This window comes from Frigoribacterium sp. 9N, from assembly GCF_902506305.1.
Classification (GTDB): Bacteria; Actinomycetota; Actinomycetes; order Actinomycetales; family Microbacteriaceae; genus Frigoribacterium.
In genome coordinates, this window is record NZ_LR733392.1 from 543,125 (window position 1) to 556,080 (window position 12,956).

A 12,956-nucleotide genomic window follows, 5' to 3' on the forward strand; every position below is an offset into this window, starting at 1 on the left:
CGGGCCGACCCCGAGGGCCGATCCGCGCCTCCTCGGGTCAGTCGGCCGCGCGGATGACGATCGCGTCGGTCGGCGGGTCGACCTGGCCCGGCTTGACCCAGACGTCGGGTTCGACGTAGATGACGCGGGCGATCGGCACGGCCTCGCGGATGCGCGACTCGACGGCGTTGATGGCGCTCGCGACGTCGGCCAGCACCGTGCGGCCGGGCATCGCGACCTTGACGCCGACGAGCAGCTCGTCGGGACCGAGGTAGAGGGTCTTCATGTGGATGATCGACTCGACCTCGGGCCCGCCCGTGATCGCGGCGCGGATCTTCTGGACGTCGTCGGCCGAGGCGCCCTCGCCGACGAGCAGGCTCTTCGTCTCGATGCCGAGGATCACGGCCACCGCGACGAGCAGCACGCCGATCGCCAGGGTGCCGATCGCGTCGAAGACGCCGTCACCGGTGATCCAGGTGAGCACGACGCCGATCATGGCGAACGACAGGCCGAGCAGCGCGGCGGCGTCCTCGAGCAGCACGACCGGCAGCTCGGGGGCCTTGGCCCGGCGCACGAACGCGACCCAGCTCTGCTGACCCTTGCTCGGGCGGGACTCGCGGATCGCGGTGCGCAGCGAGAACCCTTCGAGGGCGAGTGAGATGGCGAGCACGAGGACGGGCAGCCAGGGCACCTCGAGGGGGTGCGGCTCGCGCAGCTTCTCGACGCCCTCGTAGAGCGAGAACACGCCACCGACGCTGAACAGGATGATCGAGACGACGAACGCATAGACGTAGCGTTCGCGCCCGTGGCCGAAGGGGTGGTCGGCGTCGGCGGCCTTCTTCGCCTTGCGGCCACCGAGCAGCAGCAGGAGCTGGTTGCCCGAGTCCGCCAGGGAGTGGACGCCCTCGGCGAGCATGGACGACGACCCCGAGAACGCCCAGGCGATGAACTTCGTCACCGCGATGCCCAGGTTCGCGCTGAGTGCGGCGATGATCGCCTTGTTGCCGCCGTGACTGCTCATCGGTTCGATCCCCTCGTGTGGTCCTGGTCGATCCTAGGATGGCCGGATGGTCACCACCCTCCCCACCACAGCGATTCTCGGAGCCGGCTCGATGGGCGGCGCGATCCTGCAGGGCCTGCTGCGCCCCGAGGTGTCCGTCGACGGGGGCGTGCGGGTGACGAACCGCACCGAGGTCAAGGCCCGCGCGCTGCGGCACGGCGGGGTCACCTCCCTCGCCACCGAGACCGACCCGAGCGCCAACTCCTCCGCGGTCGTCGGTGCGCGGCTGGTGCTGATCGGCGTGAAGCCGCACATGGTGGTCGACCTGCTGCACGAGATCGGTCCCGTGCTCGACGCGGGCGCCGTCGTCGTGAGCCTGGCCGCCGGCGTGACGACGGCCACGATGGAGGCGGCGCTGCCCGAGTCCGTGTCGGTGCTGCGCTCGATGCCGAACACGCCGTCGCACGTCGGTCTGGGGGTGACCGGCCTGAGCGCCGGGTCACGCTCGACCGATGCCGACCTGGCCCTGGCCCGGTCGCTCTTCGCCGTCGTCGGCGACGTCGTGGTCGTCCCCGAGGCGCAGATCGACGCGCTCAGCACGATCTCGGGTTCGGGCCCCGCGTACGTCTTCTACCTCGTCGAGCAACTGCAGGAGGCGGCGGTCGCGTTGGGCTTCACCCGCGCGCAGGCCGCCACCCTGGTGCAGGGCACGTTCCGTGGCGCGAGCGAGCTGCTCGCGAGAAGCGACGTCCTGCCGGCCGACGCCGCACCGGCCGAACTCCGTCGCCGTGTCACGAGCCCTGGCGGAACGACCGAGCGCGCCGTGGCCGAACTCGCCGACGGTGGTCTGCTCGAGCTGTTCGAGCGGGCGACCCAGGCCGCCCTGGCCCGCAACCGCGAGATCGCCGAAGGGCGCTGAGGGCGATCAGCCCTCGAGGGCGGCGAAGCGCTCGATGGCGCGGCTGTCGCCCGACACGATGATCAGGTCGTGGTTGCTGATGACCGTCTCGGGGGTCGCCTCGACGAACGCGCCACCGGGGCTCTTGACGCCGACGATCGTGATGCCGTACTTCTTGCGGATGTTCGACGCGGCCAACGAGGCACCGCGGACGGGCTTCGGCGGATACATCTTGACGATGGCGAAGGCGTCGTCGAACTCGATGTAGTCGAGCATCCGGCCCGAGACGAGGTGCGCGACGCGCTCGCCGGCCTCGCGCTCGGGGTAGATGACGTGGTTTGCGCCGATGCGGGCGAGGATCTTGCCGTGCGACTGGCTGATCGCCTTCGCCCAGATCTGCGGCACCTTCAGGTCGACCAGGTTGGCCGTGATGAGCACGCTGGCCTCGATGGACGAGCCGACGGCGACGACCGCGATCGAGAAGTCCTGCGCGCCGATCTGCTTGAGGGCGTCGATGCTCCGGGCGTCGGCCTGCACCGCGTGCGTCACGCGGTCGGCCCATTTCTGCACGAGCCCGGCGTCGGTGTCGACGGCGAGCACGTCACGGTCCTGCCGTTCTAGCTGTCCGGCGGTCGCGGCGCCGAAGCGTCCGAGGCCGATGACGAGCACCGGGGCGTCGTGCTTGATCTTGTCAACCAACGATCGGTCGCTCCTCGGCTCGGGTGAACAGCTGGCGTCGTTGGCTGGCGGCCAGGGCGACGGAGAGTGTCACTGTACCAACGCGGCCCATCCACATCGTGACCGCCAGGATGTACTTCGCCGAGTCCGGCAGGCGGTCGGTCAGGCCGGTGCTGAGCCCCGAGGTGGCGAACGCCGAGATGGACTCGAACAGCACGTGGTCGAGGGGCTCCTTCGTGATGTGCATGATCAGGATGCTCGACACGGCGACGATCGTGGCGCCCCAGAGGACGACGCTGACGGCCAGGCGCAGGACGTCGCTGGGGATGCGGCGGCCGAACGCCTCCATCGACCGCTGGCCGCGCGCCTCCGCGAAGGCCGCCAGGAACAGCACCGCGAGCGTCGTGACCTTGATGCCTCCGGCGGTCGACGCCGAGCCGCCGCCGATGAACATCAGCATGTCGGTGACGAGGAGCGACGAACCGTTCAGGTCGGAGATCTGGATGGTCGAGAAACCGCCCGACCTCGTCATCATGCTGAGGAACAGGGACTGGAACACCGTCGGGCCGGCCTCGATGCCGCCGAACGTCTTCGGGTTGTCGAACTCGAGGACGATGTAGAGCACCATGCCGAACACGATGAGGATCGCCGTCGTCAGCAGGGTCAGCTTGACGTGGACGGACCAGCGCCGGGGGTTGCGGGGGTTCCGGGCCAGGGCGTAGATCACCGGGAACCCGATGCTGCCGAGGAAGACCCCGACCATGATCAGGCTGAGGAACCAGTAGTCGTTCTCGAACGCGGCCAGACCCTCGGCATTGGGCGTGAACCCGGTGTTCGTGAAGGCCATCGCCGAGTAGTAGAAGCTGTCGAGCACCGCGTCGCCGACGGGGATGCCGTCGATCAGCATGCGGGGGATCATCAGCACTGCGATGACGAGCTGGATCACGAACGAGCTGAGGGCCACCGTCGTCAGCAGCCCACCGATCTCGCCGAGTCGCACGGCCTGCCCCTCGGGCACCGGGCCGGCGTGCACCCGCAGCGGGTTCTGGTCGCCGGCGGCCATCAGCCGGGCGCGGAGGCCGAGCTTGCGCGAGACGACGAGGCCCATGATCGACGCGAGCGTGAGCACGCCGATCGCCCCGATCTGCACGCCGACGAAGATGACGACGTGGCCGAACAGGGACCAGTGGGTGGCCATGTCGACCGTCGCGAGGCCGGTCACGCAGATGACCGAGACGGCCGTGAACACGGAGTCGGCCAGCGGGGTGATCGTCCGGTCGGCCGACGCGATCGGCAGCGAGAACAGCAGGGTGAAGACGACGATGAGGCCGGTGAAGATCAGGATGGCGAAGCGCGCGGGCGACTTGCGACCGATGTCGTCGATCGCGTCGCTGAGTCTGCGCCAGGGCGAGCGGCCGGGGTCCGAGGGGCGGCGTCGACCGGCGACGGGGGCGCGAGTCACGACGGTCATGCTATCCCGGGTCACTACGCTGGTCGCATGCCGGACATCTTCGCCGTGATCGCCGACGCCACCCGCCGAGACCTCTTGAAGGTGCTGCTCGACGCCTCGCTGTCGACCGACTCCGCCAATGCCGACATCAGCGTGGGCGAGATGGTCACGTCCCTCGGCGTCAGCCAGCCGACCGTCTCGAAGCACCTCCGGGTGCTGCGCGAGGCCGGTCTGGTGCGCGTCCGCGAAGAAGGGCAGCACCGCTACTACTCGCTCGAGTCGGGGCCGCTCGAGGTGGTCGAGGACTGGTTGATCCCGTTCGTCAGTGCCGACTCGCTGACCTCCGAGGCGTTGGCCAGCACGCCCTTCGCCGCCTGGGCCGGGGCCTCCGTCCCCGCCCCGCTCCGGCGGGCGGCCGAGAACCTGCCCGACGCCGAGGACGTCGGGAGCACGCTGGGTCGCTACGCGGCCGGGGCCCAGCACCGCGCCTCCTCGGCCCTGCACGACGCCCAGAGCGCGCTCGGGGCCCTGGACGAGCGCGTCATCGACCCCGTCCGCAAGCGGTGGGGACGCACCGGCCAGTAGCGGCCCGGGCGCCTTTACACCGAGTCACACGCGCCCCTAGAGTTGCCCCCAGGCACATGGGGAACACCCGTCTGCTCCACAGCCCCGCCCGGGGCCCGAGACGAGGCAGGGTCATGTCGCAGGATCTGTCGGATGTGCGGTTCCTCACGGTCGCCGAGGTGGCCGACATGATGCGCGTGTCGAAGATGACGGTCTACCGCATGGTCCACTCGGGCGAGCTGCCGGCGATCCGCTTCGGGCGGTCCTTCCGCGTGCCGGAATCGGCCGTCGCGGCCGTGCTGCGAATCGGCATCGCCGACGTCGGGTAGGCCCACTTCGACTTTCTCGGGCCGTCCTAGTAGACTGACCCGAGGCATTTTTCCGCGGTTCTGTTTCGGACCCGGTCGGTCCAATCCAGAAATCAGTGAGGTCCTCTATGGGTTCTGTCATCAAGAAGCGTCGCAAGCGCATGGCGAAGAAGAAGCACCGCAAGCTGCTTCGCAAGACTCGTCACCAGCGTCGCAACAAGAAGTAGTCGCTCGACGCGAAGGCCCCCGCCGACCACCGGTCGCCGGGGGCCTTCGTCGTGACCGGGCGCCATCCGGCCCTCGCTACCCTTGAGGGCATGGCCGAACCGCGAATCACCCTCCTGACCAAGCCGGGCTGCCACCTGTGCGACGACGCCCGTTCCGCGGTGCACGGCGTGCTGGCCGAAGCCGAGTTCGTCGATGCCGGCGTGGCCGTCGACGAGCAGAACATCCTCGACGACGCCGAGCTCACCGCCGAGTACGCCGAAGAGATCCCGGTCGTCCTGATCGACGGTCGCGTGCACACCATCTGGCGAGTCGAGCCCGAGCGGCTCCGGACGGCGCTCCGCGCGGCCGTCCGCTGAGGACGGCCGACGGCGCACGACGACGAGAAGCCCCGACGAGACGCTCTCGTCGGGGCTTCTGTGATCCGTGGTGAGGAGCTACGGCTGGAGGCGCGTGGGGCCGCGGAAGAGGAAGGTCACCTCACGCAGGTTGGCCTGGTTCAGCATGAGCATCAGCACCCGGGCGAGGCCCATGCCGAAGCCGCCGTGCGACGGGGCGCCGTAGCGGAAGAAGTCGAGGTAGCTCGAGAGCTCTTCGGGCTTCATGCCCTTCTCGCGGATCTGCTGCTCGAGCACCTCGATGCGGTGCTCGCGCTGCGCACCCGTGGTGATCTCGGTGCCGCGGTAGATGAGGTCGTAGCTCTTGGTGAGCTGCGGGTCGTCGTCATGACGCATGTGATAGAACGGGCGGATCGAGGCGTCGTAGTCCGTCAGGTACACGAAGTCGTGTCCGAACTCCTCCGCGACGTACTCGGCGATGCGGCGCTCGCCCTCGGGGTCCATGTCGGCGTCCGCTCGGGGCACCTCGTAGCCGCGCTCGGCCACGATGCGCTTGGCCTCGGCCAAGGGGATGCGGGGGAACGGCACGGTCGGCACCACGACGTCGACGTCGAAGAGCTCCTTGATCTCGGCGCCGTGCTTGTCGGCCACGGCCTGGAACGCGAAGGCCAGCAGCTGCTCCTGCATCTGCATGACGTCCTCGTGGCTCTCGACGTAGCTGATCTCGGCGTCGACCCCCGTGAACTCGGTCGCGTGACGCGACGTGAACGACGGGTCGGCCCGGAACACCGGAGCGATCTCGAAGATCTTGCCGAAGCCGGCCGACTGGGCCATCTGCTTGAAGAACTGGGGGCTCTGCGCCAGGTAGGCGACACCGTCGAAGTAGTCGACCTTGAACAGCTCGGCGTTCGACTCGCTCGGGGTCGCCATGAGCTTGGGGGTGTGGATCTCGACGTAGTCACGCTCGATCCACCAGGTGCGCAGGGCGTGCTCGAAGGTCGTCTGCACGCGGAAGATCAGGGCGTTGCGGGGGACGCGCAGGTCGAGGAAGCGCCAGTCGAGGCGCTTGTCGATGCCGCTGTCGGCGGCGATGGGGGTCTCGGGGTCGGCCAGCGAGTCGATGACGAGCGTCTCGACCTTGACCTCGATGCCGCCGAGCTTGACGCGCTCGTCGTGCTTGAGCTCGCCCGTGACGGTGACGAAGCTGCCCTGCGACAGCGACGAGATCGCGTCGGCGACGTCGTCGGTCTCGCCCGCGGCCTCGAGCACGTCGGCCGCGGTACGGGGGCGGACCAGTTGAAGGGCGCCCGTCTCGTCGCGGAGGACGACGAACTGCACCTTCTTCTGGTCGCGCACGGTCTCGACCCAGCCGGTCACGGTCACGGGTCCGTCGGGCAGCGCGGACAGGTCTTTGATGAGGGTGCGTTCGATCACGAGGCCCGAGTTTACAGTCACCGCCTCGCGCGACCCGCCGGACGGCCCCGCCGGACCACGGCGAGCTTGGGGCTTCCCGTGTGGGAGGTGTGCAGGCGGTCCCGACCTAGACTCGTCCGCATGCCCGCGCAGCAGATCCACCTCGTCCGGCACGGTGAGGTGCACAACCCCGAGCACGTGCTCTACGGCCGCCTCGACGGGTTCGGCCTGAGCGACCTCGGCCACCGGATGGCGGCCGCCTCGGCCGACGCCTTCCACGAGCAGGGCGTCCCGGTCCGTGCCGTCGTGGCCTCACCGCTCCAGCGCACCCGCGAGAGCGCGGCGCCGTGGTCGTCGGCCTTCGGGCTCGAGACGCAGGTCGACGAGCGGCTGATCGAGCCGAGCAACAAGTACGAGGGTCGTCGCAGCGACTTCACCATCGCCAAACAGCTCAAGGTGCCGGCCGAGTGGCCCTGGATCGTCAACCCCCTGAAGCCGAGCTGGGGCGAGGCCTACGTGAGCATCGCCGCCCGCATGCTCTCGGCGGTCGACGAGGCCTGGTCGAGCGTCGACGAGGGCGACGTCGTGCTCGTCAGCCACCAGCTGCCCATCTGGATGGTCCACCGGAGCGTGACGGGCGCCCGCCTATTCCACGACCCGCGCCGCCGCCGCTGCACCCTCTCGAGCATCACGACGCTCGAACGCCGCGAGGGGGGCTTCGTCGAGGTCGGCTACCAGGAACCCGCTGCACACTTGAACCAGTCCGCCGTCGACCTGGGAGCAGTGTGAGCCAGAAGACCATCCGTCCGACCCGAGCCCGACTCGTGGTCCGGGGCCTCGCGCTCGCCGCCGTCCTGGGCGTCGTCGCCACGGGGTGCTCGTCCACCGCCGACGACCTCGCGAAGCAGTACGGCAACGGCACCACCGAGAACTACATCTCGGGCAACGGCACCGTGACCGAGATCGCGCCCGAGGACCGCACCGACCCGGTCGCGTTCACGGCCGAGACGGACGCCGGCGAGACCGTCTCGCGAACCGACCACGAGGGCGAGGTCGTCGTCCTCAACTTCTGGTACGCGGCGTGCCCGCCCTGCCGTCTCGAAGCACCGGAGCTGGAGAAGCTCAACCAGTCCTACGCCGACAAGGGCGTCGAGTTCCTCGGCGTCAACGTGCGCGACCAGGCCGACACCTCCCTGGCCTTCGCCCGCACCTTCGACGTCACCTACCCGTCGGTCGTCGACGCCAACGACGGCGCGGTCCAGCTCGCCCTCGCCGGCACGATCGCGCCCAACGCCGTGCCGACCACGATCGTCCTCGACAAGCAGGGCCGCATCGCGGCGCGCATCCTGGGCGGTCTCGACGGGCCCGGCATCCTCGACACCCTGATCTCCGACACCCTCGCCGAGACGTCCTAGGTGTACCAGGGCAATCCCTTCTTCGACGCGGTCGTGGGCGGTCAGCTCGCGGTCGGCCTGCCGGTTGCCCTGCTGGCGGGGCTCATCTCGTTCCTGTCGCCGTGCGTGCTGCCGCTCGTGCCGGGGTACCTCGGTTACGTCGGCGGTCTGACGACGGGGGCGACCGAGGCGAGGGCCCGGCGCCGCGACCGCCGCCGGCTCGTCCTCGGCGTCGTCCTGTTCATCCTCGGCTTCTCGGTCGTCTTCGTCGGCACCTCGCTCGCCTTCGCCTCGGCGGGGTTCTGGTTGATCCAGTGGCGCGACGTCGTCACCCGGGTCATGGGCGTCGTGGTGATCCTGCTCGGTCTCGTCTTCATCGGGCAGTTCACGTTCTTGCAGCGCACCCTCAAGCCCGGGTTCCTTCCGAAGACGGGTCTCGCCGGGGCGCCCCTGCTCGGCATCGTCTTCGGCATCGGGTGGACCCCCTGCATCGGACCCACCCTGGCCGCCGTGCAGGTGCTCGCCCTGGGCTCGGGCTCGGCCTGGCAGGGCGTCCTGCTCGGGGCCTTCTACTGCATCGGCCTCGGGGTCCCGTTCCTGCTCGTCGCGCTCGGCTTCGGGTGGGCGTCACGATCCATCTCGTTCGTCAAGCGGCACATCCGCGTCGTCAACATCGTCGGAGGGTCACTGCTCGTGCTCATCGGTCTGCTCATGGTCACGGGCCTCTGGTCCAGCCTCATGTCACACGTCGGGGCGGTGATCGCGACCTATGGCACGATCGTCTGACCGCGACGGGGGCGACGCGACCCGCGCCTCCTCGGTGGCCGCCGGGACCGACACCGGGCGGAGCGACACCGGGTTGACCGACGCGGACGCCACCGACGTCGGCGGCGACCCGTTGCGCCCGAGCGACCACATCGACTCGGTCCGCCCGGCGGCCTCCGACGGCGCGGGCATCACGCAGCCGAAGCTCGGCCCCGTCGGCTACCTGCGCTTCTTCTGGCGACAGCTGACCAGCATGAAGACCGCGCTCTTCCTACTCATGCTGCTCGCCGTCGCGGCGATCCCCGGTTCGCTCGTGCCGCAGCGCACCTCCGACCCCAACGGCGTGGTCCAGTACCGCACCGACCACCCCGACCTGTTCCCGGTGCTCGACAAGCTCGGCGTCTTCGACACCTACTCGTCGCCCTGGTTCTCGGCCGTCTACCTGCTGCTGTTCATCTCGCTGATCGGCTGCATCATCCCGCGCACACGGCACCACTTCGAGGCGCTGCGGGCCCGTCCGCCGAAGACCCCGGCGCGGTTGTCGCGCCTGGCCGGGTACCGGTCGATCACGCTCGAGACCGCAGGAGGCGCGGGTGAGGCCTCGATCACGGCCGCCCGTGCCGTCGACGCGGCCCGGGCCCAGCTGAAGCGCTCCGGCTACCGCACGCAGGTCTTCGGCGACTCGGTCAGTGCCGAACGCGGCTACCTGCGCGAGACCGGCAACCTGGTGTTCCACTCGGCGCTCGTCGGGGTCCTCCTGACCGTCGGCGTCGGCGGCGGCTTCGGTTACTCGGGCCAGCGCGTGGTCGTCGAGGGTCAGACCTTCTCGAACGTGCTCGGCTCCTACGACTCGTTCAACCCGGGCCGCTGGTTCGACGAGGCACAGCTGTCGCCTTTCTCGATCGCGCTCGACCGGTTCTCGACCGAGTACGCGCCCGACACCGCGGGCGCGGCCGGCATGGCCACCGACTTCACCGCCGACGTCACCGCGCAGGCGCGGGGTGGCGACGCCGAGAAGACGCAGATCAAGGTCAACTCGCCCCTGTCGATCGGCGGTTCGAACGTCTACCTGCTGGGCAACGGCTACGCGGTCGACGTGACGGTGCGCGACGGCGAGGGCAACGTCGCGTTCCGGGACACGGTCCCGTTCCTGCCGCAGGACACCAACCTCACCTCGCTCGGCGTCATCAAAGTGCCCGACGCGCTGCCCCGGCAGCTCGGCATGATCGGGTTCTTCTACCCCACGGCGGCGGACAACGGCACGGGGGCCCTGACGTCCACCGACCCGGACACCACGAACCCCGTGCTCAGCCTGAACGTCTACTCGGGCGACCTCGGGCTGGACGCCGGGGTGCCGACGTCCGTCTACACGCTCGACACCGACGGTCTGACCCCGCTGGCCGGCACCGACGACGACGCGCAGGAGAAAGCGGTCCAGCTGACCCCGGGCGAGACGGCGACGATCCCCGACGGTCTCGGCACGATCACCTTCGACGGGGTGAAGCGGTTCGCCTCGTTCGACATCCACCACGACCCCTCGCAGGTCTGGGTGCTGTTGTTCGCGGGGCTCTCGTTCGCCGGTCTGCTGACCGCGTTGTTCGTGCCGCGCCGCCGGGTCTGGGTCAAGGCCACCGAGACCGGCGACGGCGTCCGGCTCGAGTACGCCGGGCTCGCCCGCGGCGAGGACCCCACGCTCGGACGCGCCGTCGGCGACATCGCCAAGGCGCACCTGGGCGGCCTGGGCGTCCCGGCCGACGTCGCGCGCGAGGTCGCCGACGACCCGGCCCGTCACGACGTCGAGAAACCCGGCCCCGCCGCCGGGGGACGCGGACGTAAGATCTGATGGTGACCGCCGACCTCGCCTACTACTCGCTCGTCGCCGTGTACTCGGCGATGGCCATCTACACGATCTCGTTCGTGGCCTTCGCCCTCGACCTGGCGAAGCGGTCCGGTGACGCCCAGCAGGCGGCGGCCCGTGCGGCCAAGGCCGAGGCCCTCGCGACCACCACCGTCTCGCGCTCGTCGTCGGGCGGCAGCACCGTCGTCCTCGACCGGCCGTCGGGCGGAGCGGGCGGGGCGGTCCCCGCCGCCGGTGGGTCCGCCAAGGCCTCGAGCTTCGAGCGCGTCGCCATCGCCATGATGCTCCTGGGCTTCGTCGTCCACGTCTCCTCGGTCGTCCTGCGTGGACTGGCCGCCGGTCGCGTGCCCTGGGCGAACATGTTCGAGTTCTCGCTGACCGGCACCGCGATCATCGTCGGGGTCTACCTGGCCGTCCAGCTGGTGGTCAACCTGCGGTTCCTCGGCGCGTACGTCATGGGCCTCAACCTGGTGCTGCTCGCGATCGGCACCGTCAACTACTACGTGGCGGTCTCGCCGCTGCCACCGGCGCTCCAGTCCGCCTGGCTGGTGATCCACGTCTTCGTGGCCATCCTCGGCACGGCGTTCTTCGCCATCGCCGCCGGGCTCTCGGCCGCCCAGCTCGTGCAGACGAAGCGTGAGCAGTCCAAGCTCGCCGGCCTGCGCTTCCTCGACACCCTCCCGGGCGCCGAGCGCCTCGAAGACCTGGCCTACCGCATCGCCCTCGTCGGCTTCGTCCTCTGGACCTTCACCCTCATCGCCGGCGCCATCTGGGCCGAGCGGGCGTGGGGCCGCTACTGGGGCTGGGACACCAAAGAGGTCTGGACCTTCATCATCTGGGTGCTCTACGCCGGGTACATCCACGCGCGGGCGACCCGTGGGTGGCGCGGGGCCCGGTCGTCGTGGTTGTCGATCATCGGCTTCGCCGCGGTCATGTTCAACTTCTCGGTCGTCAACGTCTTCTTCAAGGGCCTCCACGCGTACTCCGGTCTCTGACGCACCGACGCCGTGGCGTCGCCCGGCGCCGCGTGCGACGGGGCGTCAGCCCGCGAGCACGGCGTAGGAGGCGCGCAGCCGCTCCAGCCACACGTCGCGTCGGTCGTCGTCCACCGCGTGGCGGCGGAGCAGGTCGACGTCGACCTCGACCCGTCGCACGTCGATCTCCCCGTCGACGGGCAGCAGGGGATCACGCGTGACGTCGGCCCCGAGCAGGGCGGCCGTGCCGAGCCCGCAGTCGTGGCGGAGCCCGGGCACGGCGGCGGCGAGGTGCGCCCCCATGCTGAGCCCGACCGACGTGTCGAGGGCGCTCGAGACGACGACGGGCAGCCCGGCCGCCGCGACGATGCGCAGTGCGGCGGTGACGCCGCCGAGCGGTTGGGCCTTGACCACGAGCAGGTCCGCGGCCCCGGCCCGGGCCACGGCCAGCGGGTCGTCGGCCTTGCGGACGCTCTCGTCGGCGGCGACGAGCACGCCCGACCCCGAGACGCGGCGTCGCAGCTCGGCGAGCTCGGGCACCGTGGCGCAGGGCTGTTCGGCGTACTCCAGGGCGTACGGTGCCATGCCGACCAGCGCCTCCTCGGCCGACTCGACGGACCATCCTCCATTGGCGTCGACGCGGACGCGCCCCTCGGGGCCGACCCAGTCGCGGGCCGCCGCGACGCGGGCGATGTCGTCCGCGAGGGTCTGACCGCGCTCGGCGACCTTGACCTTGACCGTCCGGCAGCCGCGGTAGCGGGCGAGCACGTCGGGCACCCGGTCGGCGGAGACGGCCGGCAGGGTCGCGTTGACCGGCACCCGGCGGGCGCCCCCCTCGGGGAGCCGGCCCCAGCCGAAGTCGATCGTGGCCGCGAGCCAGGCGGCCGCCTCGGCCGGTCCGTACTCGACGAAGGGGCTGAACTCGGTCCAGCCCGACGGGCCCTCGACCAGCAGGGCCTCGCGTGCGTCGAGTCCGCGGAACCGGGTGCGGAGGGGGAGACGGACGACGTGGGCACCCTCGACCAGGTCGGCCAGGGGAGGCAGCGGGGGAGTCGTGGACGGTGCGCGGTCGACGGTCGGCATCCGCCCAGTGTCGCACCGGGGACCCCGGT

Annotated in this window: 15 protein-coding genes; 10 read left to right on the plus strand and 5 right to left on the minus strand. The window is 70.4% G+C overall.

All coding sequences use genetic code 11. The features are described 5' to 3' along the window. Window positions 1-37: 37 nt before the first annotated feature. Window positions 38-1,000: a cation diffusion facilitator family transporter gene (locus tag ARTHRO9V_RS05655; RefSeq protein ID WP_159826054.1), complete on the minus strand. Its 963-nt coding sequence runs from the start codon at window positions 998-1,000 to the stop codon at window positions 38-40. A gap of 46 nt (window positions 1,001-1,046) precedes the next feature. Between ARTHRO9V_RS05655 and proC the strand changes: the two genes are divergently transcribed. After that, window positions 1,047-1,898, plus strand: coding sequence for a pyrroline-5-carboxylate reductase (proC, locus tag ARTHRO9V_RS05660; protein ID WP_159826056.1), 852 nt, complete (start codon window positions 1,047-1,049; stop codon window positions 1,896-1,898). Window positions 1,899-1,904: 6 nt separating this feature from the next. Here proC and ARTHRO9V_RS05665 read toward each other — a convergent pair whose 3' ends face one another. After that, window positions 1,905-2,576, minus strand: a complete 672-nt coding sequence (locus tag ARTHRO9V_RS05665) for a TrkA family potassium uptake protein (protein WP_043593005.1) — start codon at window positions 2,574-2,576, stop codon at window positions 1,905-1,907. After that, window positions 2,569-4,017, minus strand: coding sequence for a TrkH family potassium uptake protein (locus ARTHRO9V_RS05670; protein ID WP_370516184.1), 1,449 nt, complete (start codon window positions 4,015-4,017; stop codon window positions 2,569-2,571). The genes ARTHRO9V_RS05665 and ARTHRO9V_RS05670 overlap by 8 nt, the downstream gene beginning before the upstream one ends. A gap of 36 nt (window positions 4,018-4,053) precedes the next feature. On the opposite strand from ARTHRO9V_RS05670, the gene ARTHRO9V_RS15985 reads away from it, so the two are divergent. The 4 genes from ARTHRO9V_RS15985 to ARTHRO9V_RS05690 all read left to right on the plus strand — a co-directional run bounded on the left by ARTHRO9V_RS15985 (window position 4,054) and on the right by ARTHRO9V_RS05690 (window position 5,461). Continuing rightward, on the plus strand, window positions 4,054-4,590 hold the full coding sequence (locus ARTHRO9V_RS15985; RefSeq protein WP_082460318.1) for a helix-turn-helix transcriptional regulator: 537 nt from the start codon (window positions 4,054-4,056) through the stop codon (window positions 4,588-4,590). A gap of 113 nt (window positions 4,591-4,703) precedes the next feature. Further along, window positions 4,704-4,898 carry a helix-turn-helix domain-containing protein gene (locus ARTHRO9V_RS05680; RefSeq protein ID WP_043593002.1) on the plus strand — a complete coding sequence of 65 codons (195 nt, stop codon included), beginning with the start codon at window positions 4,704-4,706 and terminating at the stop codon, window positions 4,896-4,898. Between the two features lie 107 nt (window positions 4,899-5,005). Beyond that, window positions 5,006-5,104 carry a 30S ribosomal protein bS22 gene (locus tag ARTHRO9V_RS05685; RefSeq protein ID WP_003792170.1) on the plus strand — a complete coding sequence of 33 codons (99 nt, stop codon included), beginning with the start codon at window positions 5,006-5,008 and terminating at the stop codon, window positions 5,102-5,104. Window positions 5,105-5,194: 90 nt separating this feature from the next. Continuing rightward, window positions 5,195-5,461: a glutaredoxin family protein gene (locus tag ARTHRO9V_RS05690; protein ID WP_159826058.1), complete on the plus strand. Its 267-nt coding sequence runs from the start codon at window positions 5,195-5,197 to the stop codon at window positions 5,459-5,461. Between the two features lie 78 nt (window positions 5,462-5,539). Here the strand turns inward: ARTHRO9V_RS05690 and aspS are convergent, their stop codons facing one another. Further along, complete coding sequence (gene aspS / locus ARTHRO9V_RS05695) at window positions 5,540-6,874, minus strand: aspartate--tRNA(Asn) ligase (RefSeq protein WP_056046595.1); 1,335 nt, start codon at window positions 6,872-6,874, stop codon at window positions 5,540-5,542. A gap of 120 nt (window positions 6,875-6,994) precedes the next feature. On the opposite strand from aspS, the gene ARTHRO9V_RS05700 reads away from it, so the two are divergent. Genes ARTHRO9V_RS05700 through ccsB form a run of 5 tightly spaced genes read left to right on the plus strand, consistent with a single transcriptional unit; the run spans window position 6,995 to window position 11,865 of the window. Continuing rightward, window positions 6,995-7,642 carry a histidine phosphatase family protein gene (locus ARTHRO9V_RS05700; RefSeq protein WP_056046592.1) on the plus strand — a complete coding sequence of 216 codons (648 nt, stop codon included), beginning with the start codon at window positions 6,995-6,997 and terminating at the stop codon, window positions 7,640-7,642. Next, a complete protein-coding gene (locus ARTHRO9V_RS05705) occupies window positions 7,639-8,268 on the plus strand; it encodes a TlpA disulfide reductase family protein (protein ID WP_236556940.1) in 630 nt (209 codons plus the stop codon). The genes ARTHRO9V_RS05700 and ARTHRO9V_RS05705 overlap by 4 nt, the downstream gene beginning before the upstream one ends. Next, a complete protein-coding gene (locus ARTHRO9V_RS05710; RefSeq protein WP_056046586.1) occupies window positions 8,269-9,033 on the plus strand; it encodes a cytochrome c biogenesis CcdA family protein in 765 nt (254 codons plus the stop codon). Further along, window positions 9,017-10,855: a cytochrome c biogenesis protein ResB gene (locus tag ARTHRO9V_RS05715; protein WP_159826060.1), complete on the plus strand. Its 1,839-nt coding sequence runs from the start codon at window positions 9,017-9,019 to the stop codon at window positions 10,853-10,855. The genes ARTHRO9V_RS05710 and ARTHRO9V_RS05715 overlap by 17 nt, the downstream gene beginning before the upstream one ends. After that, complete coding sequence (ccsB, locus tag ARTHRO9V_RS05720) at window positions 10,855-11,865, plus strand: c-type cytochrome biogenesis protein CcsB (protein ID WP_159826062.1); 1,011 nt, start codon at window positions 10,855-10,857, stop codon at window positions 11,863-11,865. The genes ARTHRO9V_RS05715 and ccsB overlap by 1 nt, the downstream gene beginning before the upstream one ends. 45 nt (window positions 11,866-11,910) lie before the next feature. Here ccsB and ARTHRO9V_RS05725 read toward each other — a convergent pair whose 3' ends face one another. Continuing rightward, window positions 11,911-12,927, minus strand: a complete 1,017-nt coding sequence (locus tag ARTHRO9V_RS05725; protein ID WP_159826064.1) for an o-succinylbenzoate synthase — start codon at window positions 12,925-12,927, stop codon at window positions 11,911-11,913. Window positions 12,928-12,956: the final 29 nt, after the last annotated feature.

Bases quoted from the DNA above. Each gene is read 5' to 3' on its own strand.
- ARTHRO9V_RS05655 (WP_159826054.1), bottom strand. From the start codon at position 1,000: ATGAGCAGTCACGGCGGCAACAAGGCGATCATCGCCGCACTCAGCGCG.
- proC (WP_159826056.1), top strand. From the start codon at position 1,047: ATGGTCACCACCCTCCCCACCACAGCGATTCTCGGAGCCGGCTCGATG.
- ARTHRO9V_RS15985 (WP_082460318.1), top strand. From the start codon at position 4,054: ATGCCGGACATCTTCGCCGTGATCGCCGACGCCACCCGCCGAGACCTC.
- ARTHRO9V_RS05680 (WP_043593002.1), top strand. From the start codon at position 4,704: ATGTCGCAGGATCTGTCGGATGTGCGGTTCCTCACGGTCGCCGAGGTG.
- ARTHRO9V_RS05685 (WP_003792170.1), top strand. From the start codon at position 5,006: ATGGGTTCTGTCATCAAGAAGCGTCGCAAGCGCATGGCGAAGAAGAAG.
- ARTHRO9V_RS05690 (WP_159826058.1), top strand. From the start codon at position 5,195: ATGGCCGAACCGCGAATCACCCTCCTGACCAAGCCGGGCTGCCACCTG.
- ARTHRO9V_RS05700 (WP_056046592.1), top strand. From the start codon at position 6,995: ATGCCCGCGCAGCAGATCCACCTCGTCCGGCACGGTGAGGTGCACAAC.
- ARTHRO9V_RS05715 (WP_159826060.1), top strand. From the start codon at position 9,017: ATGGCACGATCGTCTGACCGCGACGGGGGCGACGCGACCCGCGCCTCC.
- ccsB (WP_159826062.1), top strand. From the start codon at position 10,855: ATGGTGACCGCCGACCTCGCCTACTACTCGCTCGTCGCCGTGTACTCG.
- ARTHRO9V_RS05725 (WP_159826064.1), bottom strand. From the start codon at position 12,927: ATGCCGACCGTCGACCGCGCACCGTCCACGACTCCCCCGCTGCCTCCC.